The 24314-nt window shown below is 57.3% G+C and carries 20 protein-coding genes; 11 read left to right on the top strand and 9 right to left on the bottom strand.

What is annotated here, in order from left to right:
• The first annotated feature begins 4 nt into the window (after positions 1–4).
• On the top strand, positions 5–616 hold the full coding sequence (locus ACVWZ4_RS04880) for a hypothetical protein (RefSeq protein WP_456701709.1): 612 nt from the start codon (positions 5–7) through the stop codon (positions 614–616).
• Between the two features lie 363 nt (positions 617–979).
• Here the strand turns inward: ACVWZ4_RS04880 and hemN are convergent, their stop codons facing one another.
• Both hemN and ACVWZ4_RS04870 read right to left on the bottom strand, forming a co-directional pair.
• Positions 980–2317, bottom strand: a complete 1338-nt coding sequence (gene hemN, locus ACVWZ4_RS04875; RefSeq protein ID WP_456701710.1) for an oxygen-independent coproporphyrinogen III oxidase — start codon at positions 2315–2317, stop codon at positions 980–982.
• A gap of 1600 nt (positions 2318–3917) precedes the next feature.
• Entirely contained in the window at positions 3918–4634 is a 717-nt protein-coding gene (locus ACVWZ4_RS04870) for a sulfite exporter TauE/SafE family protein (protein WP_456701711.1), read from the bottom strand.
• 1483 nt (positions 4635–6117) lie between these two features.
• On the opposite strand from ACVWZ4_RS04870, the gene ACVWZ4_RS04865 reads away from it, so the two are divergent.
• On the top strand, positions 6118–6303 hold the full coding sequence (locus ACVWZ4_RS04865; RefSeq protein ID WP_456701712.1) for an autoinducer binding domain-containing protein: 186 nt from the start codon (positions 6118–6120) through the stop codon (positions 6301–6303).
• Entirely contained in the window at positions 6272–6595 is a 324-nt protein-coding gene (locus tag ACVWZ4_RS04860) for a LuxR family transcriptional regulator (RefSeq protein WP_456701713.1), read from the top strand. Before ACVWZ4_RS04865 ends, ACVWZ4_RS04860 begins: the two co-directional genes overlap by 32 nt.
• A gap of 338 nt (positions 6596–6933) precedes the next feature.
• Here the strand turns inward: ACVWZ4_RS04860 and ACVWZ4_RS04855 are convergent, their stop codons facing one another.
• Complete coding sequence (locus tag ACVWZ4_RS04855; protein WP_456701714.1) at positions 6934–7656, bottom strand: outer membrane protein; 723 nt, start codon at positions 7654–7656, stop codon at positions 6934–6936.
• A gap of 733 nt (positions 7657–8389) precedes the next feature.
• A complete protein-coding gene (locus tag ACVWZ4_RS04850) occupies positions 8390–8635 on the bottom strand; it encodes a hypothetical protein (protein WP_456701715.1) in 246 nt (81 codons plus the stop codon).
• 126 nt (positions 8636–8761) lie between these two features.
• Between ACVWZ4_RS04850 and ACVWZ4_RS04845 the strand changes: the two genes are divergently transcribed.
• On the top strand, positions 8762–8956 hold the full coding sequence (locus tag ACVWZ4_RS04845) for a hypothetical protein (protein ID WP_456701716.1): 195 nt from the start codon (positions 8762–8764) through the stop codon (positions 8954–8956).
• 361 nt (positions 8957–9317) lie between these two features.
• Here ACVWZ4_RS04845 and ACVWZ4_RS04840 read toward each other — a convergent pair whose 3' ends face one another.
• The 5 genes from ACVWZ4_RS04840 to nodD1 all read right to left on the bottom strand — a co-directional run bounded on the left by ACVWZ4_RS04840 (position 9318) and on the right by nodD1 (position 16626).
• Positions 9318–9680 carry a NolY gene (locus ACVWZ4_RS04840; RefSeq protein WP_456701717.1) on the bottom strand — a complete coding sequence of 121 codons (363 nt, stop codon included), beginning with the start codon at positions 9678–9680 and terminating at the stop codon, positions 9318–9320.
• Positions 9681–11116: 1436 nt separating this feature from the next.
• The gene (locus ACVWZ4_RS04835) at positions 11117–12235 is read right to left on the bottom strand and encodes a branched-chain amino acid ABC transporter substrate-binding protein (RefSeq protein WP_456701718.1); all 1119 of its coding nucleotides are present in this window, start codon (positions 12233–12235) and stop codon (positions 11117–11119) included.
• A gap of 323 nt (positions 12236–12558) precedes the next feature.
• Complete coding sequence (locus tag ACVWZ4_RS04830) at positions 12559–13272, bottom strand: MerR family transcriptional regulator (protein WP_456705176.1); 714 nt, start codon at positions 13270–13272, stop codon at positions 12559–12561.
• Positions 13273–14146: 874 nt separating this feature from the next.
• A complete protein-coding gene (locus ACVWZ4_RS04825; protein ID WP_456701719.1) occupies positions 14147–15133 on the bottom strand; it encodes a LysR family transcriptional regulator in 987 nt (328 codons plus the stop codon).
• A 548-nt stretch (positions 15134–15681) separates the two neighbouring features.
• A complete protein-coding gene (gene nodD1, locus ACVWZ4_RS04820) occupies positions 15682–16626 on the bottom strand; it encodes a transcriptional regulator NodD1 (protein WP_456701720.1) in 945 nt (314 codons plus the stop codon).
• Between the two features lie 814 nt (positions 16627–17440).
• Here nodD1 and ACVWZ4_RS04815 point away from each other — a divergent pair.
• Genes ACVWZ4_RS04815 through ACVWZ4_RS04785 form a run of 7 tightly spaced genes read left to right on the top strand, consistent with a single transcriptional unit; the run spans position 17441 to position 24198 of the window.
• Complete coding sequence (locus ACVWZ4_RS04815) at positions 17441–18073, top strand: NodA family N-acyltransferase (RefSeq protein ID WP_456701721.1); 633 nt, start codon at positions 17441–17443, stop codon at positions 18071–18073.
• Positions 18070–18729, top strand: coding sequence for a chitooligosaccharide deacetylase NodB (gene nodB / locus ACVWZ4_RS04810; RefSeq protein WP_456701722.1), 660 nt, complete (start codon positions 18070–18072; stop codon positions 18727–18729). The genes ACVWZ4_RS04815 and nodB overlap by 4 nt, the downstream gene beginning before the upstream one ends.
• A gap of 14 nt (positions 18730–18743) precedes the next feature.
• Positions 18744–20117, top strand: a complete 1374-nt coding sequence (nodC, locus tag ACVWZ4_RS04805) for a chitooligosaccharide synthase NodC (RefSeq protein ID WP_456701723.1) — start codon at positions 18744–18746, stop codon at positions 20115–20117.
• 11 nt (positions 20118–20128) lie between these two features.
• Positions 20129–20761: a nodulation methyltransferase NodS gene (nodS, locus tag ACVWZ4_RS04800; RefSeq protein WP_456701724.1), complete on the top strand. Its 633-nt coding sequence runs from the start codon at positions 20129–20131 to the stop codon at positions 20759–20761.
• Between the two features lie 13 nt (positions 20762–20774).
• Complete coding sequence (gene nodU / locus ACVWZ4_RS04795) at positions 20775–22484, top strand: nodulation protein NodU (protein WP_456701725.1); 1710 nt, start codon at positions 20775–20777, stop codon at positions 22482–22484.
• 1 nt (position 22485) lies between these two features.
• Complete coding sequence (gene nodI, locus ACVWZ4_RS04790) at positions 22486–23406, top strand: nodulation factor ABC transporter ATP-binding protein NodI (RefSeq protein WP_456701726.1); 921 nt, start codon at positions 22486–22488, stop codon at positions 23404–23406.
• Positions 23407–23409: 3 nt separating this feature from the next.
• Entirely contained in the window at positions 23410–24198 is a 789-nt protein-coding gene (locus ACVWZ4_RS04785; RefSeq protein WP_456701727.1) for an ABC transporter permease, read from the top strand.
• The last annotated feature ends 116 nt before the right edge of the window (positions 24199–24314 follow it).

The raw sequence follows: 24314 nt of genomic DNA, 5'->3' as shown, positions 1-24314 counted from the left end.
TATTGTGGACGCTGGCAGCTCATTGAGCGCTTCTGAATCGCAGGCCGTTGATCGTCAAAGAAACCTGCTGGAATCGGATGTTGAGCGAGGAACAATGGATGTGAGTGATCCAGCTGCGCCTTCGGACTTGCGGCCGCTCTTGCACAGTCCGTCAAGACGAAATCTCGCAGTGTTTTTTGTGCTGCCGGTTCTCCTCGCTTGCTCGTGTGCTTCGGGAGCTTGGCTTTGGATTAACCTTGAGCAGTTCGGTGAGACGCCGGAAGTCCAGGATGTCGCTTCAACGATGAGTTCGCCCCCAGGGGACAGGCCTCTCCTGTCGGAGATGAGGTGGGCACAACAGAAAGCTGACGATGAGATCGTGATACTCAACCGCCAGTTCGATGCGCTGCGTGAGGACTTGAAAGGAATCCTGGATCAGATCAGCATGTTAGCCTCGCGAATAGATTCGCTGCAAAGTTCAACACCTCTGCCTCCTGCTGCTCCTGTGCCGCCTTTGCCGAAAGCCCGCGCTGTTTCAAGCGGCACCACGAAAGGCTTCGGCCGGCCCAAACCAGAAGGGCCTGTTTCTGTCGGAGGAGCGCCAGTGGTCGCAGGACCGAAGAAAGACGAGCCGTGAGGTCGAGACCGCTGCAGGCGTACCCGCTTCCAGCTGCCCCCGAGGAGGGCCATGCTTCGCAAAGCTGCGCCGATCGCAAATAGCGAAAGCTGAGGTGGTGCCGGCGTATCGTGTCGGAGTTTGATCACGATAGAGATCCTCTGCCGTAGCGGGCAGAGCCTTCCTCGAGGGTAGACCGCAGCGCCCCCATGCACTTCGTTTTCAATCGGCTCTCCTCTCATCAGCTCTCGCCAGTTTCGAGGCCATACCTGAAAGCCTCGTCATACCGCGCATCCTCGAGATCTGGCCTGTCTGCCCGGACGCGCTTGTTGGATCTCTCCATCGCAAGTAGCGTTTTGGATGTAGTCTGCTTACATGCGTGGCTTAGGTAATAGGAATACGATCGAGACAAGTGTCGAATGCGGCAGCAACTGCACGAATGACAAACCTATGCTCCTGCTTGACCCGAATAAATCCATCTTCAATGTCCACGATCCCATCTTTGGCAAGCATGCCTAGGCGGCCTGCAGAATCGAGGAGGAAAGCCGGATCAAATTCGTGAGCAGCGCAGATCGCTGGTATGTCGGCCTGCAAATCGCACATCAGACGCTCTATAATCGCGGCGCGAAGGCGATCTTCTGCGGACAGACAGTAGCCTTTTGAAGTGGCCAGGCGGCCGGCCTGAATGTGTTCCTGATACGAAGTGGTCGACATCTCGTTCTGAACGTAACCCTCACGCAAACGGCCGATGGCGGACGGACCTAAGCCGATCACCGTCTTGCAAGTGTCAGCCGAATAACCGAGGGAGTTGCGGCGCAGTCGACCAGCTTTCTGCGCCAGCGCGAGCTCGTCGCCGGGTAGAGCGAAATGGTCGAGCCCGATCTGGTGGTAGCCGGCCGAGACCAGCGTATCTGCGATGGCCGCGGCTTGCTCAGCGCGGGCAATATTATCCGGCAGCGCCGTCTCGTCGATGTGGCGTTGACGTTTCATATAGGAGGGGACGTGAGCGTAGCCAAAGACCGCAAGCCGGTCTGGCCGCATTGCCAGTACTGTCCGCGCGGAGGCTACGCAGGACCGCACCGTCTGATGCGGTAGCCCGAAGAGAAGGTCGAAATTGATGCGTCTAATCCCATGCTGGCGTAGACTGGCGACGAGGGAAGCCGTCACCTCCTCGCTCTGCACGCGGTTGACAGACCTTTGAACCACGGGATCGAAGCTTTGCACGCCGATGCTCGCGCGGCTGACCCCGGCCGCTTGTAACGTTTCGACCATCTCGGCCGTGAGTCGACGCGGATCGATTTCTATGGCAATGGTAGTTGTATTGTTGAACTGAAAACGGTGGCGTAGGAGTTCCATCAAGGCGAGAAAATCGCAAGGTGCAACGGTGGTCGGCGTCCCACCGCCGAAATGCACATCGCTCACCGGCAAAGCGCTCGGCACTTGCTCTGCGACCAAGCCTATCTCGTCCCACAGTGCTGCCAAATAGTTGCGAAGCGGTCGCTTGCTGCGCGCAAGGCTGGTAGGGAAGCCGCAATACCAACAAATAGAGCGACAGAACGGAACGTGGATGTAGAGCGATACAGGGTCGTCGGGCAGCAGCCGAGACAGCCATGTTGCACAAGTGTCAGCGCCAACTATCGCGGAAAAGTCCCGGGCGGCCGGGTAGATCGTGTACCAGGGCAGGCGAGCATCGCAATACTTGTTCAAAAGAGAGGTCTGCAAGTCCTAACTTTCCCATGCTCAGGTAAGCACAAAGCTGACAGATCCTCTCTCCAATGTCTTTGCGTTATGTCAAACGGGCGTCGTGGGCCGAACCAGAACTTCGCAACGTTGCGATGCCTAAGTGTCGGCAGAAGCGTTCGATGGACGTGAGGATGTCGTCTGGGGATTCGGTCCACTTGAATCGCAAGGGATTGGCATTGTGATAACTGATGAAGTCCAGAATGCCCGTGCGCACGGCCTGGGACTCTGCGATAGACGCCAAGCCGCATCTTCTTGTCGGTGATGAGCGCGAGGAAGCGCTCAACCGGAGTGAGCCAGGACAAACTGGTCGGTAGGAGCTCAATATGCGAACACAGCCGTTTCGCGAGCCAGCTGCGGATCAGTGGGGCGTTGTGTGGCGAGTCGTCAATGAGGAGATGGACATTGCGTCCGCGCGGGATGGCGGCCTCGATCGCGTCGAGGGACTTGGCGAATTTGCGGCACGGTAGCGGGAATAGCATTTGCCGATGACCTTGTCCGTTGCAATGTCGAGCGCCGCGAAGAGCGAGTCGTCAGACGCTTCAGGCCCGTCAGCTTTTCATCAGCAGTCACGCGTAGCAGGTAATCTCTGCTATTTGAGTTTCCTAAAAAGGATGAGGCCGCCTCGAAATGTTGTTGATTGCCGGCAGTCCCGCACAATTATCGCTTGGACCGATGTGCTGGCGCACGAGTCGTTGAGCGTAGACTTGCCTTCAGAATAGCCAGGTGGCACGAGCAACGCTCGCAGCGTTTTCGTGACATCGCCAGTCGCCGTGGTCGGCTCCCGACCGTCGAACGCGCGCCTCCTTTTGAGGCGGACGTGATATGGATGATAATCTCCATGAGAGTGCGAGTAGCGTCACAGTACAACGTGACGCAACGTGCGATTCAAGTCCTTTGGCACAGCGCACGAAGATAAGTTTGATCCAGTATCGAACACACAAGCCTCAATTCTGCCACGCTAGTTGTTTCATTGCCGCAAGCATCATCACGGATGTACTGATGATGTTGGGGCGACCCCAGCGCACTTTCCGTCCACGGCGAAGTGCGTCGGGGCGCTTTCGTTAGGCGGCGGCGTCTCGTTCCTGCCCGATGCGGTTCACACACCCGCAACGACTGTGAACGTCTTGCTAATTGCAAGAGGAGACCGTCCCGAATGTCTTCAGAGGCGAGACTATCTGCGATATTCGATTCTGCTTCACAGCTGGGTTGTTTTCGTTCTGACATTGCCTTTGTAGGCATCGCTCGCTGCCACGTTACGTGGCTCAACAAAGCTCATGATGTCGGGTGACTTGAGGTTGAGGCTATTTGACGCGCTATTCCGAGGCGAAGCATCCTTCGGCTCTGCACACGGCCAGCGAAGCGCTCATTACTCGAAAGCCTGCAGCCGAAATCGCTGAGGTGAAAGGCGCCCTCAAGTTGTAACCTCTTTCCAAGAACAGATTTTCGTGATCGCGTGAGTCAGTTTTCGGAGCTAGGAAAGACACTCGGACCAGACCCCGCTGCGGCCTCCATCATCGTGCCTGCCGATCTGACCGCGCAGGACCTGCTGCCAATCGCACTAAAGATAGAGTTGAGACTTTCAAGCAAAAACCAACTGGACGCCGGCAATGAGCAGAACCGTCACGAGAATAAAGTTGATTCCTGTCGCGTCCAGCCATTTCAGGCTGATTATCGTTCCAGCGACTGCCCCCGCCAACGCTGAGATCGCGTAAATGGCCAAATCTGGCGAGGGAAATTGCCCGGCGAAAAGGGCTCCGACGAAACCCACTGTGGAATTGGCCAAAATAAAGGGCGGTGATAGCGCCACGGTCTGCTTCGGTGACGCCCAATTCAGTGCGATGAGCAGCGGGGCGAGGAACACTCCGCCTCCCACCCCAGTCAGCCCGGAAACGAGGCCTAAGACCGCGCCAATGCTCACGCTCGCCCGCAGCGGAGTTTCGCGAGCGCGGCCAGCAGCTCGTCCCCGCTGCGTGATCATCGCTGCGCTCGCCAGAAGAAGAATGAGCCCCGTCAATGTTCTGTACATATGCTCACCGAGCACAATTAAGCCGCCGACGAGGGACGTCGGCATCGAGGAAAAGAGAAGCGGGCGCAGGATTGCCCACTCAACGACCTTGTTGCGGTTGAGGAGCCAAGTAGAATAAGTCGCGACAACAATGTTGAGACCAAGTGCCGTCGGGCGCATCTCTGTCGATGACATCCCAAACCATGCCATTAGGGAGAGGAACGCAGTGCCACCAGCCTGGCCAACGCTCGCATAGAGCAGTGAGATGATCGCGATGAGCAGAGAAGCCATGCTTCACCGATCTTGGCGGTGATTTTCGTCCTTTTCCATCAAGCTCATCATAATTCCTCCTTTAGGTGCGGCCGAGTTGTATTTGGCTCGAGGGATCCAGGCGAACTTCGCCGACACGCGCGGCTGGAACTGCAGTTGGTTCAAGTTCCTGGACGAGTGCCATGTGTGGATCGGCCCATCAATTGCCGACGTTGGCACTTGACCAGGCCGTAATGGGATTGCGTTAAGGTCCTAAAAAGGCGGGGCTTGAGGCGGCCGGCCGCAGTGAGCTGCCGAGGTGAAGTGCGGTGTAGCTCGCTTGCTGTCGCATTCCCTCGCAATGTCATGAATGCTTCGAGGTACCTACGTTGTACCCAACCGTCCGCGTTCGGAGCGAGTTCTGCGACGCCTGATTTTAGCAAGCTGATAGTTGGTATGGCATTTGCTGGTGCGTCTGGCCCGGGTCATCTCCCTGCTGGAGAAGCGCATGCACAGTGTCCTCTGCATCAAGCAGATCCCGCGTGTACGAGTAGCTCTCGTTGCGCCTGTAGCATGGCCCGCTTCTGAGCGTTCGGCTTTTTCGCGCCTGCCACGCCGGGCGGACCCAATGAGACGCCGTACAATGATGCGAAAAAGATGTCTTGTGCCTTGGCTATTCCGTGTTGCTCATCGATCGCGTTCGCGTCGCCGCCACAGGGCGGTGGATGAGCGAACGCCATGGTGATTCGCAATATAGGTAAAAAAGATGGCGTTCCTGTTGTCATCGTCTAGAAGCAAGGTCTTGATACGGACAAGGGGCGGGTCGAGTCCCGCATCGCCATGCGCATGCTCTACCTTACCTATATCGCGCGATTTTCGAGCACAGGATCTTCTCGTGCCATTCAAGACTACACGAGCCTCATCCGAGCACGATTAAATTCTATCCTCATGCGAGCTAAACAGGGCCTCGGGTCTTGCGGTTAGTACTGCTTGGTCCTTGTTCCAGGCGCAGTCCGCAGCCTCCCCACGTTCTATCATTGCCGCATGAGTAAGGTGGGCGCATCGCTTAGTCCTCATCGACGGCAAACCTCAACAAAACGGGCGGCAGACGATGATCTCCGATTTTGTCTGTTCGCTATCGGCGACCTGGACCGATCACTTCATCGCTCGCCTCGAAGCAGGGATGATGGCGATATCTCGGCTCCCTGACCATGCGATCAGGCAAGCGCCGGCAGCAGAGCGCCGAGTGCGGCGAATGGCGTCTGAATCTGGCGAGCGATCGCACTTCGACCTCTTCAGCTTCACCGAGTGCACGAACCAGACGCATTCCCTCAGGGCGCCGTTCGAGTTACTTGTGCGCTGTGCCGGCAAGGAAGGGTTCACTGAAGTCGGCCTACGGCGCTCTCAACGTCGTCCAGGCAATCGGGCTAGAGGACTGTCCACCTCCGATATGGCTGTGAAGTGGCCGCCACCGCTAATTTAAGCGCAAGTACCACACTATCGTCCAGTGGTCCGGCGGACGCCGATGCTTTCGCGACCGTTTTTGTGGGATCACGTCGCCGAACACCATCAACTTCAACCGGATGAGAGACGCGTCCTGGAGGAGGCGAGAGAGGCGGGCCTGAAGCATGGCATGAGCGTGCCTGCCGTTGTTTGGCCCGTTGGGTCGGATATCTGTGGTGTCGTTTGCATGGGACTTCGACGATGCTGATCCTCAGGGAGCGCATCGGGCATCTGAACACGCTCGCCTGTCTGATTCACGCGCCTACAGCGAGATCGCTCGTCCTCGCAGTACCTTTTGCGAGAAGAAAGTGACGCTCTCGAAGCGGGAGCTCAGTTGTATGCGGTGGGTCGCTGAGGGAAAATCGTCCTGGGAAATTGGGATGATCCTAGGAATCCGCGAGAATACAGTCAATTTTCCTGTCAAGAACACGATGCCAAAACTGGGTGCTGACAGCCGGATTCAAGCAATCGCCATGGCTATTCGCCTTGATGTTCTTTGAATTCGATTGAGCGACGATCGCTGACCGGCACATCTTTGCCTTCCGGCTTCAGGCGAGTTGAGCATCGTCACGAACTCGCAGATACAGTGCTCTTGGACAAGTCGGCTATCTCGCGCTGACCGAGGTTCTTGGACTTTCGTAAAGCCGATGGGCAGTGGAACGGGCGCAGCGATTTGCCTCACGAGTTGGGCGTGACGGCCTCACTCTATCTCGCGGGCGACCATTTGCTCAAATAAGCTCGCAGCTGTGGCTCTGGAACTGGGGCCGGAGAGGAGCACTTGAGGAAAGAACCCCGACCGCGGGTCGGGGTCCCGATTCATGCAAGTGCGTGGGGATCTTTATCGGGCAAACGGCGCGCCAAACTTGTAGTTAAGCCGAGCCGTGATGAGGTCGACGTCCTGATGCACGCGATCGGTGCCAAGTGCCGCTGGGAAGCTGATGTTGCTGCGCTGCATGAACAAGTGGTTATACTCGACGCCAGCTGACCAGTTCGGCGTGAGGCTGACTTCGGCGCCGGCGCCCAGCACGCCTCCCCAACGCACATCATCGTTTTTGCCACCCGCACTGGTTGTCGCCGAGTTGACCTGATAGGTGTTGCTGGTCACCGCAGCACCGCCCTTGCCGTACACTAGCACAGAGTTGAATGCGTATCCGATATGGCCGGTGAGTAGACCGAATGCATCTGTCGTGGTGCCAATGGTGTTTGCCGGGAAGGCGGTGCTAACATTGGAGCCTTTGAAGTCCGCCCAGTTGCCCTGACCTTCGATGCCATAGACCATGTTGAAGATGTGCCAACGATAGCCGATCTGGCCGCCAAAGGTGCCGCCAGCCGAATCATGACAGCCTTCGGAAGTGACGCCATTGAAATCCCAGCAATTGCGGCTCGTTCCCCAGCCACCATTGACGCCGACATAGTAGCCGGACCAATCGATGACTGGGGCTGCGACCGCCACCGGTGCCGCCTTGACCTTGTTAGGCTGCTCGGCCAAGTCCGCGCCGAATGAGGGAGCGGCCGCACCAAGTGCGCCGATGCTGGCAGTCAGAACTAGAATCTTTTTCATTGCAGTGTCGTTTCCTTTCGGTGCCCCCAGCGGCGTGCGTTTAACAACATGAACGCGAATTGCTGTAACTGCCGCACAACATGTCTTGGAAAGAAATGTGCGCAATCGCACGCCACGTCAGGTTGCGCGGCGCGCAACTCGCCGCTGCTCCGCTCCTAACGCGACGCTGTGGCTCGGCAGCGATCGCGTCGAGGCTTCGTCGCATAGGATCGTTAACCATGATCTGCGAGGCAGAGCGGCGGTGTCTGGCTCCATCTGTCGCAAGGGACGCCAACAGGCCGCGCCTAAAATGCCGGCCCGATGCGCGCCAACGCGATGCTTCGGGCAACACGGTCATGCTATCGCTCTTAATCGGAGCTGCGCGATGCCGACCGACCGCGCGCGCAATCGCCGGGTCGGGAAAGCCATTGCGGCTAGATATTGCTCTTTTAGTTGCGCAAAGTTGTGCCGAGCTCAGGGGTAGGAGAGAAAACGGTGATCGGTTTCCTGACGCCAGCGAATACCAGTGCGGCCGGCGCCTCTCATCGTCGACCCGGCCTGGTGTTCAGCTTACGGGTCTCGAGTCGGCAGATGAGGTGCAGAGGTAATAGCTTTTCGGGAACGTTCTCATCAACGAAGATGCACATGAGGAGAGCAAAGTTTGCTCGAACGCGCGCTGACCCGGTTGTTCTATCGCATTGCGCCTCTGAATGCGATGACATCAAATCGTCTCGACGCTAAAGGTGAAAGCGCCTCATTTCTGGCTCGACGGCGCCAATTCAGCCCGCAAGTTGCGTATCGCGTCGTTTGCCAGATTTAGAGTATTCCGTTCGCCGTTTTTTACCGAACATTCGAGGTAAGTGCGCAGCCGGCTATAAAGGACGGCCCTGAGATTATGTGCTAACAAGGGATCCGTCTCAACAAAGCTCCATGCCTTGTCCAATGCGGCGCTCACGACGGCGTCTGGCACCTGCGCGTGCTGGGAAAAGATCTGATCCATCTCAAACATTCCTCGACATCTTGAAACAGAGAAAGCTGACATTATGCAGCGTGCGTCAGCAAGCAGGGCGTCAGCCCGGCAGACTTTCTATCGAGCTGCTCTCGATGCTTTATGGAGAGCATATAGATGCTTGTTGAAAGTCCGATGACCGAAGGTCGCATCGCCGCGCCGAAATCGGACGAATTCGGAAAAATAGATAATCAAAATGCGGGTCATTGTTCATTGGTTGCCGGAGTGGTCCTGTTGGTCGGCATCGGTCAAAAATCACGAGATGTAGCTGCTCTTCATGCCGGAGCATCGGCACCAAACAGTCGCGATTGAAGCCGAGCAATGCGAAAATGGACAGGGCTGGTCATTTCTCGCGCTGCAGCCAAGAAGCGTCCAAACACATTGGCGCTGGTGATATCCGCTGCGGGATCATGTAAGCGTGTTCTGGATCCGCCGTGTCGGCTTTCTGACATAACTAAATGACCCATCGACGTTTTACTCACCCAGCCTATGCTTCTGCCCTGTGTGTGTGGCGCTTGTTCCAGGTCAGTCGCCTACACAGGGAGCGCGATGCAAGGGCAAATGCGATGCTCTCGAGAGGGCTCTTTGCCACTCGCGAAAGAAGCGGTGGCCGTTCGCTTCCGGGCTCAAAACAGAGCGAGCGGAGGGGAAGCCGGCACATTCGTAATAAACCTCAGTCCACTGCTGCACGTGAAAAAATGAGCTTGGCGATCGTCATTCGATTGGCGGAGGTTCGTAGCGCTTCCGGCAAAGCCGCCACAGTTTGATCAAAAAGGCGTCCCAAAACCCGGAGCTCCTCGGGGTAGTAGACACCGCGGTCTCGCGACAGTCGCATTTGTCCGCCGCCGGATCTGGCATCGCCAAGCTGGACGAGCTCCAGCTCCGCCGCAATCATTTGACTTATGAGCGCATTGAGCAGTCGGATCGCTTCAAGCTCGTCGCCTTCTTCGCGCATGAGTCCCGCCACGATGTCGAGTTGCAGATCGATCCGATCCTCGAGATGCTGTATGCGTGAATTGGAAGGGTCAAGTTCCACGGTATTTCTCCAAAGTAGTGAATGCAACGCAGGCTGACTAAAGGTATCGTTTTGCGTACGCCAAACGGCGGAAGCTCCGCTGGACAAATGAATGCTGCACGGCAGGTGTGCCGGTTTTCTAGAAAGGGGGCGCATAAGTGCCGCCAACGATCCAGGGGAAAACGAAAACTGTTGATGGCTAGCGATTTGAACGTATTGCGAGCCATCCAGCGCGCTCCGCAACAGCAGTGACTCCGTTCGGGGCCATGCAGCCGATTGTGACGCTTTGGCCGCAGGCCGCGATGACGGTGTCGGATAGCTGACGCTACCGGCCTGGTCGGAGCGAAAAGTCCAGCCCGCACCGGTGCAGAGGGCAGTTCAGCTGCCCAAGCTCTATGCTGCAGAGCATTTACCATTGCCGAACAGTTTGCCTGAGAGCTGACTTCGCGGAGCCATCAAGTATCATGCCAAAGGGATGGCCACGATGTTAGAGATTGCGCGGCTGGCTAAGATCGGACCTCGCACTGCATTCGCCCCCACATGTCTCGCTGCCAGGCGATGCTCGACGCAGCCGCGATAGACGTGAGCTGGACTGCGACCAAGCTGAAAAGGATCCATTAACACGCGACATTCGTGAGCTGTGCCTTCCGTAAGCCGGCGGCCGACTTATGCGGTGTTAGGCTCGAACTAGTAAAATCGAAAGTGTTGATGGAATGCATCCAGTTCGTTGATAGCGCAGCTATCTCAACTGCCTTGATGGGAAACCGGTCAATGGGTGTTTCCGGCTGTCTAGCCTTGGCAAGCATAAGAGATATCGGCAGATTGCTGATCCGCTGTTGGCGGGCCATGAGTGAGAGGGCAAGAGATAGCAGCGAATCGTTTTGACGAATCCCGAACTCTGAGTAGTCCCAGACCGAAGTGGGAGACGAGCAATCTCGGCAACTTCTATCCGGCAGCCCGGCTGCTCCCACTACCCTGGTATAGGCTAGGTAGTCTGTCCGACTGCGTCATACCGTCCCTCTCTCACTCGATCGTGGATCACAGCTTATGATCGAGAAAAGAGAATACGTGGATACTGAATCTGACAGCAAGCGCCGATTGCATCCAGCTAAGCCCGTGCTTGACCATAAACATGTGAGCTTCGCTCTTCCTATCTTGAACCTGGAATCACTCGGCCGCAGAACGATCATGTATTCAAACCCGTAGAAGGACATGGCCACCTTCAGAGACCCTATGACTGGGCGGATCACGCAAAGGGGGCTGCTATTTGTCTATCATCGGACGTAGCACCTCTGTCTGGTCAGGGCTGGGTAGCTCTGCGAGTGCGGCAGCGAGCGCGAAAAATGCTCCGAGAGCGACGAGTATAAAGCAGCCAGCGAGTATCGCTGCGAAGACCTTCTGAGAGCGTTTTGTCATTCGCGAGATGTCTCGCTTCGGGCGCCGGCTTTGCATGAGAATCAGTGCTCCTTGACCCGTTCAACATGGCCGTTGCGCCATCGATAAACGAAGAATCCAGAGGCCGAGTTGTCGCCCTTTTTATCGAACCGGACCTGCCCAACTACAGTATCGATCGGCCGTGAACGGAGCGCGCTGGCGACGCGCGCAGCGTCGAAGGAGCCGCTCCGGTTCACCGCTTCTGCCCAGGCTTGCACAGCTGCATAGGCGTATAGCGTGTAGCCTTCAACGGACAGGCCGGAAGCTTTGAGACTGGCGGCCACTGCGGCCGCGTTGGCATCCCCAGCGGGGTCAGCCATGAAGGTAAACAATGTGCCATTCCCAGCGCTGCCGGTGATGGCCCAGAACTCGGAGCTCATTAGCGGATCGTTGGCCATGACTATGAAGTTTGCGTTTGCTTCCGACGCCTGGCGTGCGAACAATCCAATTTCAGTGTGGTAGCCGCCGATATAGGCGACGCGCACCCGATCCTTCTTCATTCTTGAAACCAACGCTCTGAAGTCCTTTTCACCGGCAATATAGCTTTGCCGGCTGACTTGTCGCCCGAACCGATGAAGCTGGGCTTCGACCACGTCGGCAATACCCTTGCCAGCCGTGCTCTTGTCATCGAGCACCGCGATGCTCTCGTTGGGGTGGTTCGCCTGAATGTAGTCGGCGGCAACGATTCCCTGTCGGTCGTCGCGGCCGCAGATCCGAAAGACAGTTTCGAGCCCGCGCTCCGTCAACAGAGAACTTGATGAGCCTGGTGATACCTGAACGATGCCTGCTTCGGCATAGACGTCGGAGGCCGGGATCGATGAAGCGGAACAAAAATGGCCAACCACCAACAGAACCCGCTCTGTTGCGAGCTTATTCGCGACTGCGACAGCTTGCCTTGGGTCGCAGGCGTCGTCAACGACACTCAGTACGACCTTGGCATGGTCGGGAAGTAGGGCCGAAGCATTTATGGCCTCGACTGCCGCAGCCGCCCCATCGCGCATTTGCGCGCCGAACGTTGCGCTGCTTCCAGTCATTGGGCCGGCCACCGCAATCTTTATTTCAGAGCCGCGCGCGAAGGGAGAGGCAAACGCGCAGAAGAGAAGCGCTGCTCTCGCAATAGAGGCGGGCCGCATATTTGACATTCCGATGGTCACCTAAAGTAAAACCGCATGTACTTGTGACCAGACGCCCCTGGTCGAGGTCGCTTGCCGAGGCAAACGTTCGTTAGTTCGACGAACCCCCATCGGCGATAAGGTTCTACAATCTGACGTTACGTGCGGATCAAGCCCGTTGGGAAGAGCAGTGGATGCTTCGGGGCGCGGATCGTTGGACAGAGTCCAACCTGTCTGTTTTATCCGCTAAATCCCATAGCCGCATCAAAGAACGCGGGCGTCAATCCCGCGTATTTAAACCTACACTAGGTGAATGATGGAAGCGTGCGCTGCTGCCAATGCTCGTGAATGCATCAGTACGGCTGATCTTCCAAGCCGCCTAGGGCGAGATCGAGATATTGCATCAGGCAGGGATCCCAGCCAGCCAGGCTGCGGGGCGCGCTTAATCGTGAGAGTACTTTCAGGATCATAGAGACACGTGAATCGGCGCCGGCGATTTCGCTGATCAGCAAGCGTGCAGCACCCGCGACAGCCTTTGCGCGCTCGCCGCAAGGATGTTCGCCTCCATCCATGCATGCGCGAAGGTCGTCACGGATTCGACGCCAGCGGTCCTCGCGCTCCGCAGCAAGATTGCAGGCGCATCGCGGCGGATCATCACGCGTCTCCGCCCGCGACATCGCATTGAGGGTCGCAGGCAGCTCATCCACACTTACCTTCGCGTCGCCGTCGATGGTCATGTTGCGCAAACGGTCGCGCAACAGAGTGGCTCGCGCAACTTGGAGCTCTATGCGCTCTAGATGCTTGCGCAGGAGGTCCGTAAGTGAGGTCGTGCCCTCCATAGCTTTACGGATCTCGACCAGCGAGAAACCAAGCTCACGCAGCGCACGGATTTGGTGAACCCGTTGCAGGCTTTCTCGGTCATACATCCGGTGACCACCGTCGGTTCGCTCCGTGGCTGCCAAGAGCCCAGTGTGCTCATAATGGTGCAGCGTGCGTACCGTTACTCCGGTCGCATCTGCAAGTTCGCCAATGCGCCATCGACGCCGTCTTGGTGCAGGTCTGTTCATGTTGTTCAATTTCAAAGCCTACAACCTGACGTCACGTGTGATTCAAGCGGCTTTGTAAGCTCCAGCTAAATCGTCTTCCATTCCAGACCGCGAGTGGTGACTATCCTTAAGATGGCAGCCGATCAACCTCGGGGGAAAGGGTAATGAACAAGTTCATCAGGCGCGCCAATTGAGCATCGCCAGCGGCCGTACGCTCCAAGATGAGTTTGGCGATAGCTGTGCGGTTGTCTTGACTACGCATCGATGGGGGAAGCGCGTTGACGGCGTGGTCGTAAACGCGTCCAAGGGCCGAGAGCTCTTCCGGATCGAAGACTCTGCTGCAAAGATTCAACGTTCAACTCCTCTTTTGTTTGCATCAAGCGCAGCGCGCGTCGTCAAGACGTTTGGCTGCGATAGGGCCAAAAGAAGACATAGGTGCGGCATTCAGTCGTGAATGTCGCGATGTCCTGCACCGTGATGCGACAGGGCCACACGGTGCCGGACACTTGCTTCGACAGCGGGGCGGCTCCCAGCCATATGCATGCTCGAGGGCCGCGGTGCTCACAACGCAATTTAGCAGGCTCAGAAGAAGCTGGTCGGATCCGTTCATCGGAAGCAGTTGCTGACCTGGACAGTTGACGACGTGAGATCGGTGCATGTCCTACTTCTTTTGGCAGGTGCGTCCCGCGGCCGGGTGTGTAACGCTCAGCGTGGATGCATTGCTCAGCTGCATCTTCAAACTACGGCGACACTGTGCAGGTTGGAGGAGCTAACGCGACCGTACGAAAGGCGAAAGATTGCCTCAAGGGTCGTCCGCTGCGAGGGTCTCTATTGGTGGGCAATGAGAGCTAACCATGGGAGAAGTCTGTGTGGTCTCAGCTGGCGCGGAACGTCTTCACGACGCCGGCGAGACAGATCGTACATGCCCCGCGGCGCGCGATTCTTGGCAAGTGCTAACAGGGGGCTCTTGTGCTGTTGCCATGCGGGTGGCCTCCTGCAGGAAGATTTCCCGCAGCCACAGGCTTTCCGGGTCACTGTTGTGAAGCGCGGGCCATTGGACCGCCTCAGTGAAGGCCGGGAGTTGATGCGCAAGCTCGACGATCTTAAGTGGCATCGTGCTTTGGAAGTGCCGAGCGAGGCCCAGTGGCATCGTGCCGATGCGGTTCGTCCCAAGCAAGAGCGGCGGCATCAGGCTGAAGCTCTGCACGAGAATGTCGATGCGCCGGGAGGAGCCGGGATCGATGAAGAAGGATTGCTCAACTGCGGTCGGGGGCACGCCTTCGTTCTTAACTGCAACGTGGCCCATGGACATATAGCGATCGGATGTAAGCCGGCATTGCAATTCCTTATTCGCCCCGCAGCCTACGCAGACGAGTCTCTCATCGAATAGCGCTGCTCTGGGGTGCGCGCTCGACAACAACAAGTCCGGCAGTATGACAAAATCGAGCTCACCCCGGCGGAGTAGCTCCTCGTGCTGATCGGTCGGCGCCACCAGTTCGAAGCTGACGGCCGGGGCCTCTCGCGTGACGCGCTCCACGACATTTCGGAAGAATACAATTGTTATAGAATCAGAAAGGGCAATCCTGAATCTGCGGTTCAGTCGGGCTGGGTCGAACGCGTCTCGCGCAATGATTGAAAGTTCAATGTGCATTAGAGCGTCCCGCACCGGAGCGCCCAGCCGTTCCGCGCGGGAGGTCAAGACAAGCTCGCGGCCCCTCATTCCAAACAAATCATCATCGAAGTACGAGCGTAACCGCGCCACGGCTGCGCTCATAGCCGGTTGGCTGAGATGGAGTTTTCGAGCCGCCGAGGTTAGGTTGCGCTCCGTTATTAGAGCATCCAGCGCGACGAGAAGATTTAGATCTAGACCTTTGAAACGCATCTCTTCCTCTCCGGGACAAACGTCTTTGCGGCACAAAAGCGCGGGCTGGCAGCTGCGTCTTGAGCAATCGTCTCGGCTCGCGCGAATGGACGTCGGCGCATCCGGTATCGCGAAAGAAGCTCGCGAAGTGATCGCTAGAATAGAGAGCAGCCGGTCAGCAGCGGCGGGAGAGGATCAGGAGCCTCCAAGCTGATTGATCTCACCGGCTCCGGCTAACCACGCAGCGGAGCTCGCTGACGCAAGGTCAACCCGGCCGCCGATGGCGCGGTGAGCTCGCCAAACCGCCCCGTCGACAGCTGCGCCTTGCAGCGCCACTCAGGATCGTGATCCTACAATCTGACGCAATGTGCGATTCAAGCTATTTTATTAGCCAAGAAAAACATCTGCACTGGAGAGATGTTCTTTGTTCTTCCCGCGACAGTGCAGCCGAAATGCAGCTCAGGTGCATCAAAACCATTTCTGGAGTTCATCGCTTTGCACCTGGGAGCGCCCTCGCGACCAACCGCCGCAGTCGTTCTTGGATGTTCAGAGTGCGGCGGACGATAATTCTAACACCGCCTGCGAGTTGGAGGTTTCTGCTCCCCAGATGACATGTTGGATGCCTCATCGAGCAATATCCGTCGCATCCAGATGCTCGCAGGATCGGTATTGTGGAACGAGGGCCACTGCAGGGCCTCTGTGAAGGTGGGTAGAGGGAGAGGCGGTTCGATGATCCGCAGTGGCATCCGCTTTTCAAAGTATCTGGCCAGGCGGAAGGGCATCGTGCCGATACGGCTCGTGCCTAATAATATAGGCGGAATCAGGCTAAAGCCTTGCACGACGACCTCTATTCGTCGTCTGACACCGTGCTCAAGCAAAAACCATTCTTCAAGGTTCGGTCTTAGTGCCCGCCCGAACTTGGCAGTCACGTGTCCCATCGAGATGTATGTTTCAAACGTAAGCTGCCGGGATAGCTGCTTGTTCGCGCGGCATCCCACGCATACGAGGGTCTCGTCGAACAGCGTCGCCTTAGGATGCGCGCTCGACATGAACAGTTCCGGCAGGATCAGAAAGTCAACCTCGCCCCGCCGGAGCAGCTCATCCGGTTCATCGGAAAATGGCAGCAGTTCGAAGCGCACGGCGGGAGCTTCTTGTGCCATGCGGTCGACGATTCTGCGGAAAAACACGATAGTCATGAAATCCGAGAGAATGACCCTGAAGCGCCGACTGGACTGAGTCGGGTCGAACGCGTCTCGCGAAATGATGGAGAGTTGGATGTGCAGCAGGGCCTCGCGAACCGGGCCTGCAAGCGACTCCGCACCAGGTGTCGGGACGAGTTCTCGACCTTTCATAGTGAATAGTTCATCGCGGAAATAGGTGCGCAGCCGTGCGACAGCAGCGCTCATAGCGGGTTGGCTCAGGTTAATTTTGCGAGCCGCCGCTGTGAGATTGCGCTCCGTCATCACGGCGTCGAGCGCAACGAGAAGATTTAGATCGAGTCCCTTGAACCGCATGTCGTAAGTCTATCCATCGTGTGGATGTGTTGTATCGAAACAATCGATTTTACCAAACTGCGGGAGATTGGATAGCAAACTGAAGTTTGGAAAAATAATTAGGCCCACCGCGATGCTCCTTGATCGTTCACGTGCGCTCGCTGAAAGTCTTCCGGATGGGAGAGCGAATGGCGTCATCCGTTTTTGAGGATGCCTATAGGTGCGCGGCGTTGCTTCTTTTCGGTGCTAGGCCCGCTCGATCGGGCTCGAAGCAAGTCCCGATAAACCTTGGTATGCGGATTTCAACCGTTCCCATATTTGATGTTTACTCGCGTACAATTGAGAGCGCTTCAGCCTCGTTCTACTGTCGAGAAATAGCGGCAGAGCAGTTTGCGAATGCCAAGCTTTGCAGGCCCGTTTCAAACCGCCTGCTTGTCCAGCGTATTCGGGGCGTCTTGAAGATGTTTAAGAAACAGTTTGGTCCGATGCCGCTCAGATGCGCCATCGATGAGGGCCCGCGCCTAAATGGCTTGCCGCAAGACCACAATATGCCGGATTGCGCCGCGAGGGGAGGGAGAAGAGCTCTCTGGCGCAAACAGGATCTGGCTTGTCCAATCGCCTCGAAGGCATCTTCCGACATATCGCGCGCATGGCACATCCGCCGGATCAAATGTGCGGACAAAGCCATGGCTCCGCTGCATGCAACGCGAGGCGTGCGAGCGCAGAACCGCGGTGCCGAACTCAGACACAGCATGGCGGCGCGTTCCAGTATTCATCGTGGTTCAGCGGGTAACGAGGCCTTGTGACCATCTCAACTGTTACAAGGAAGCTTGCCATGAACATTGCGGTATCTCCGACTGCGGAGGGTGCCTCTGCGCGCGCTCAGGTACAGTGGCGGCGTCGGTGGGAAAGCGAACTGGGGCTTACCGAGCACGCCGAGCTCGCTGAGTTCTTCCGCAAGAGTTACGGCCCGACAGGTGCGTTCAATGCGCAGCCGTTTCAGGGGAGCCGAAGTTGGGCCGGCGCAAGACCCGAGGTTCGTGTAGTTGGTTACGACGCGCGCGGGATAGCAGCACACGTCGGGCTACTACGACGCTTCATCAAAGTTGGCGGAGCCGATCTCCTTGTGGCCGAACTGGGATTGTATGCGGTCCGTCCGGATCTCGAGGGGCTCGGAATAAGCCACGCAATGCGCGTGATGTATCCAATACTGCACGAGCTGGGCGTTCCGTTTGGCTTTGGCACGGTTCGACCGGCGCTCGAGAAACATATGACGCGACTGGTCCAAAGGCAGGGGTTCGCCACTCTTATGAATGGCATCCGCGTGCTCTCCACGCTGCCTGACGTCTATCCCAATTTGTCGCCGACCCGCATGGAAGACGTGATCGTGGTGGTGTTTCCAGTTGGTCGCTCGATCACTGAGTGGCCGGCCGGGACGGTGATTGATCGGAACGGGCCTGAGTTGTGACAGAGCGTTCCTCCCCATCTGTTGTCCGCTGCGACTACGCTGACGCGAGCGGAAATCCGGCTGTCTACTTGACCTTTGACGACGGGCCGAACCCATTTTGTACGCCTTCGGTGCTCGACGTGCTGGCGCAACATCGGGTCCCGGCGACGTTCTTCGTCATCGGCACGTATGCGATCGAGCATCCTGAGCTGGTCCGACGAGTGGTTGCGGAAGGGCACGAGATTGGCAACCATACGATGACGCATCCTGATCTATCCAGATGCGGCCCTACGGAGCTTCACGATGAAGTGCTGAGCGCGAGCGAGGCGATCCGTCTGGTGTGCCCGCACGCCTCGCCCCGGCTTATGCGAGCACCTTACGGAATATGGACGCAGGAGGTGCTCGCAAAGACAGCAAGCGCCGGCCTCACAGCTCTGCACTGGTCGGTCGATCCGAGAGATTGGTCCCGCCCTGGGGTCGAGACAATCGTGAATTCAGTCCTAGCGAACGTTCGCCCGGGTGCAATTGTGCTCCTGCATGACGGATATCCTCCCACTGACGAGCGTCTGGGCGCGGATACCACGCTGCGCGATCAGACCACGATGGCGCTGGCTTTTCTAATTCCGGCACTACAACGGCGCGGGTTTGCAATCCGTCCACTCCCTCAACTCCACTGAAAAAACGACACCCAATGGACCTGCTTGCGACGACCAGTGCTGCCGCCGTTTCATCATATGCGCTACTCTCGACTGTCTATAAGAGTCTACAAGCGCTTTATGCCCAACCGGCGATGAGCTCATCGCAACGAGACAACTTGAGACAAGCCGAGGTGTTCCTTCCTACTGTTGACGTCATCGTGCCGTGCTTCAACGAGGATCCAGACACCCTCGCCGAATGTCTGGACTCGATCGCCTGTCAAGACTACGCCGGAAAGATGCAGGTCTATGTGGTCGATGACGGGTCTGCAAACCGCGACGCTGTCGGGCCCGTGCACCAGATGTATGCCAACGATCCGAGATTCAGTATCATTTTGCTGCCAAACAACGTAGGAAAGCGCAAGGCGCAGATAGCTGCAATACGTAGCTCATCCGGTGATCTGGTTCTCAACGTCGACTCCGATACGATCCTTGCTGCTGACGTCGTCACAAAGCTCGTATTGAAGATGCATGATCCGGACATTGGTGCGGCCATGGGTCAGCTGATCGCCAGCAATCGCAACCAGACCTGGCTGACCAAGCTGATCGATATGGAATATTGGCTCGCGTGCAACGAAGAGCGTGCGGCGCAGGCGCGCTTCGGTGCCGTCATGTGCTGCTGCGGCCCATGTGCCATGTATCGGCGATCCGCACTCAACTTGCTACTTGACCAATACGAAGCGCAATTCTTTCGTGGGAAGCCGAGCGACTTCGGCGAGGACCGCCATCTAACGATACTCATGCTGAAGGCGGGGTTTCGCACCGAATACACCCCGGACGCAATAGCAGCTACGGTCGTCCCCCACAGTCTTCGGCCGTATCTACGACAGCAACTGCGCTGGGCGCGCAGTACCTTTCGGGACACGTTTCTTGCGCTGCGCTTGCTGCCAGAGCTCGATGGCTATTTGACGCTAGACGTTGTCGGGCAAAATATCGGCCCAATCCTCCTCGCCATTTCATCACTTGCGGCGCTCGCACAGCTTCTGATCGGCGGCTCGATACCCTGGTGGACGGGATTGACGATTGCAGCGATGACCATGGTCCGGTGCAGCGTCGCAGCGCTGCGTGCGCGCGAATTGCGGTTTATCGCATTCTCTCTTCACACACCCATCAACATCTTTCTCTTACTTCCCTTGAAGGCCTATGCGCTTTGTACATTGAGCAATAGCGATTGGCTATCGCGGAAAGTAAGCAATGTGCCGGTGGATGACGAAACGCAGCGTGTCCTTCACCCGAACGTCGGAAGAGGTGCGGCCAATGCGGGGGGGAGCCCCGCGCCCCTCCATAAGGCGGGTTTGCCGCATCGTCCATCGAGCGTGGTGGCGACGGAGAGTGTTTCCTGTCGCGATCATTCGACGGCCTTCAAATAGGTGCCCGGCTCATGACTCTGGACGCATACCATCACTTGTTAGAGCGAGAGTTTGCCGCCGACGACCCATGGAGCCTCGACAGTAGTTCGTTCGAACAAGCGCGATACGCAGAAATGCTCCGGATGTTGCGTTGCAATGGAGCAGGTGCTTCGTCTGCTCTCGAAGTAGGATGTGCGGCCGGCGCATTCACAGAGATGCTGGCACCGTTATGCGTGCGGCTTACCGTGTTGGATGTCATGCCGCAGGCGATTGAAAGAGCCCGACTGCGGACCAGTAAGTGGTCACATATAACTTGGGTGACCTGCGGCATTCAGCGGTTCTCGACCAATGAGCAGTTTGATCTAATCGTGGTAGCCGAGGTTCTTTATTATCTCAAGGACGTGGCCGAGATGCAGGCGGCGATTCGCAACATGGTGAGAATGCTTGCGCCAGGTGGCACTCTGATTTTCGGGTCTGCACGTGATGAAATATGTCAACGTTGGGGGCATGCTGCTGGTGCGGAAACAGTGATTGCTCTCTTCAACGAGAGCCTATCAGAGCTCGACCGTCTAAACTGCCATAGCGGGTCGGCCAACGAAGACTGCTTGATTGTCCGGTTTCGGAAGCCGGACGGCTCGTCAGAACAATCACACGTCGGTCATTAGGCCAGGAGAGCGTATGCGCATTTGCGGAATCAAGTTGACACATGATGGGGCAATTGCCGTCATCGAGAATGGTCGCCTTCTTTTTTGCATGGAGCAAGAGAAGCGCGGCAACAGTCCACGCTATCAGTCCGTCGACAATCTCGACGCAGTTCTGCACGCGTTGGCGGAGCATGGCCTGGACCCGTGCGATATTGATCAGTTCGTCATTGACGGCTGGGACGGCGAGAAAGAATCGCAGTTCCAAGTCCTAAGCGGAGCGGTGCCGGTCGCGCTGAAAGGGGCGCCATATGTCGAGCGTCATGCTGAGGGCCTTCTCGATTCTGTCGACGGCTTTGGCCTCATGCTCGGAGGCAAAGAGTTTCCATATAAAAGCTACCCGCATGTCACGGGCCATGTCGCGTCAGCATATAGCACCAGTCTCTTTGCAGTCGCGGGAAAGCCTGCGTTCTGTCTGGTTTGGGATGGCTGTATCTTTCCACGTCTTTACTATGTCGAACCTGGCGGGGCGCGGCTCATCGCAGCGTTGTTTCCGATGATTGGACACGCCTATGCTGCCGCGGGCCTTCACTTCGGGCCATACCGGCAGCCGAACCGCTCCAGTTGGGATCTAGGTATTGCCGGCAAGCTGATGGCCTACATCGCGCTTGGCTCGGTCGACGAGAGCATCGTGGACGTGTTTCAGGAGCTTTATGAAACATGCTTGGCTGGCAACACGGAGCAGGCTCGCCGCTACCGTGAAGACATCAACAATGCGGAATCGTCTCTTGCTGCTATGCACGAGTTCTTCGAGGCAAGCGCATTGCGCCTGACGGCTAAGCGAGCGGAGGATGTCCTTGCCTCGTTTCATGTTTTTCTGGAGCGTCTTCTTGTTAGGGAAATGTCGCTGGTTTTGCTCAGATATTCGTCACTCCCCGGAGCGCGAAATCTATGTATCGCCGGAGGTTGCGGTCTCAATATCAAATGGAACAGCGCGCTTCGCGCGAGCGGATTGTTCGATGATGTCTGGGTGCCGCCATTTCCGAATGACAGCGGCTCGGCAATCGGCGCGGCGTGCGGCGCTATGGCAGCGCAAGATGGCTTCGGGCCGTTGGAATGGTCTGTTTACAGTGGTCCGGCGCTGCGGGAGAGCGAGATTCCACCGGACTGGGAAGCGGCGCCCTGCAGCTTGCGTGAACTTGCGTCGATTCTTGCAGACAATAAGCCCGTCATCTTTCTTACCGGGTGTGCCGAGCTTGGACCGCGGGCCCTGGGTGGTAGAAGCATTGTAGCAGCTCCGACGTGCCCGGAAATGAAGGATCATCTCAACGACATAAAACTTCGCGAGCACTTCCGACCGGTGGCGCCGATCTGTCTGGAAGATCGCGCGGCGGAGATCTTTAACCCGGGTACGCCAGATCCTTACATGCTGTTTGATCACCAGACCCGGGCAAATTGGCGCGACAGGATCCCCGCCGTGGTCCATCTTGACGGTTCGGCGCGGCTGCAGACGATCTCGCGCAACTCACCTCATAAAGTTGCCGCGCTTCTCGTCGAGTTTGAGCAGCTCACGGGCATTCCGCTGCTCTGCAACACGAGCGCCAACCTCCACGGACGGGGCTTCTTTCCGGACGCTGCAGCGGCCTGCAAATGGGGGCGTGTCGAGCATGTTTGGTGCGAGGGCATGCTCTGGAGCAAAACGGTCGTCAAGAAGCCATCGTGCACGGAACGGCTTCTGCCAGCCTAAGATGAACATGTCCACTGTGGCAATCGACCTTGCCGGCCTGAAAAAGTCATTTGGCGACAAGCTCATCGTCAATGACCTGTCATTCTCGGTCGCGCGCGGAGAGTGCTTCGGACTGCTTGGGCCAAATGGAGCTGGCAAGAGTACGATCGTACGAATGCTCCTCGGCATGATTTCGCCCGACGTTGGCACGATTACGCTCCTCGATGAGCCTGTGCCTTCGCGCGCTCGTGCGGCGCGTGTGCGGGTCGGCGTAGTGCCGCAGTTCGATAACCTTGAATCGGAATTCACAGTCCGAGAGAATTTGCTGGTGTTTGGCCGCTATTTCGGCATGAGCACTCGCAAGATCGCGGCGGTCGTGCCCTCTCTGCTCGAGTTCGCGCGCCTTGAAACCAAAGCAGACGTGCGCGTCTCCGAGTTGTCTGGCGGCATGAAGCGGCGGCTGACGCTGGCGCGTGCTCTGATTAATGATCCGCATCTACTCGTCATGGACGAGCCGACAACTGGTCTGGACCCCCATGCGCGCCACCTGATCTGGGAGCGCCTACGTGTCCTGCTTGCGCGCGGCAAGACCATCCTCCTGACCACCCACTTCATGGAAGAAGCCGAACGGCTATGCGATCGACTATGCGTGCTTGAGAGTGGCTGCAAAATAGCCGAAGGCAAACCACACGCTTTGATCGACGAGCATATTGGCTGCAACGTGATCGAGATTTATGGCGGTGACGTACATCAACTTCGAGAGCTGATCAGGCCTTATGCTAAACACATCGAAGTCAGCGGCGAGACACTTTTTTGTTACGTGCGCTATCCGGAGCAAGTCCGTGCGCATCTGAGCGGGCGGTCGGACCTTCGCGTTCTGCAGCGCCCCCCGAATCTGGAAGACGTGTTTTTGCGGTTGACCGGGCGCGAGATGGAGAAATAAGCAATGGATGATGCTTATGCGTCGGTAATGCCGGCTAACGCGTACAACTGGATCGCGGTATGGCGTCGAAATTTTTTGGCATGGAGGAAAGTAGCGCTTGCATCGCTGCTCGGCAATCTCGCTGACCCAATAACCAATCTGCTTGGTCTCGGCTTTGGTCTCGGCCTCATCGTGGGACGAGTTGAGGGGACTTCGTACATTGCGTTTTTGGCGGCGGGTATGGTCGCAATCAGCGCGATGACATCCGCAACCTTTGAAACCCTATATGCGGCCTTTGCTCGCATGGATGCCAAGCGTACCTGGGAGGCAATCCTGTTCACGCAGCTCACGCTTGGCGATATCGTTTTAGGAGAGTTGGTGTGGGCGGCAACTAAGTCCGTACTAGCGGGGACAGCAATCGGGATTGTCGCTGCCACGCTTGGCTATGCATCCTGGTCGTCGATTCTCTTTACGATACCAACAATTGCCCTTACGGGCCTCGTCTTCGGCAGCCTTGCAATGGTCGTCATATCTCTTGCCCCAACTTACGACTACTTCGTATTTTACCACTCGCTCCTCCTCACGCCCATGGTGTTTCTGTGTGGCGCGGTCTTTCCGACGAGCCAGCTGCCCGATTCATTTCGTAACTTCGCCGGCGTCTTGCCGCTCTCACATTCGATCGGCCTCATTCGCCCAATGATGCTGGAGCACAGCGTTGGCGACGTTCTGCTGCATGTCAGCGCGCTTTGCTTGTATGCGGTATTGCCCTTCCTCGTATCGACACTATTGTTTCGGCGGCGCCTGCTGCGATGATGTGGGAGCATCGAAATTGATGCCGCGTCACGGTGGGTTCTCCAACAACCCGCGAGACGATGAACATGGCCATGCCCATGCGTACAGGTAGCCGCCAAAGCCATCGAATGCGCAGG

This window comes from Bradyrhizobium sp. USDA 4472, from assembly GCF_054058595.1.
Note: the sequence above shows the minus strand (reverse complement) of the source record. Positions and strands in the feature narration are given on the sequence as shown.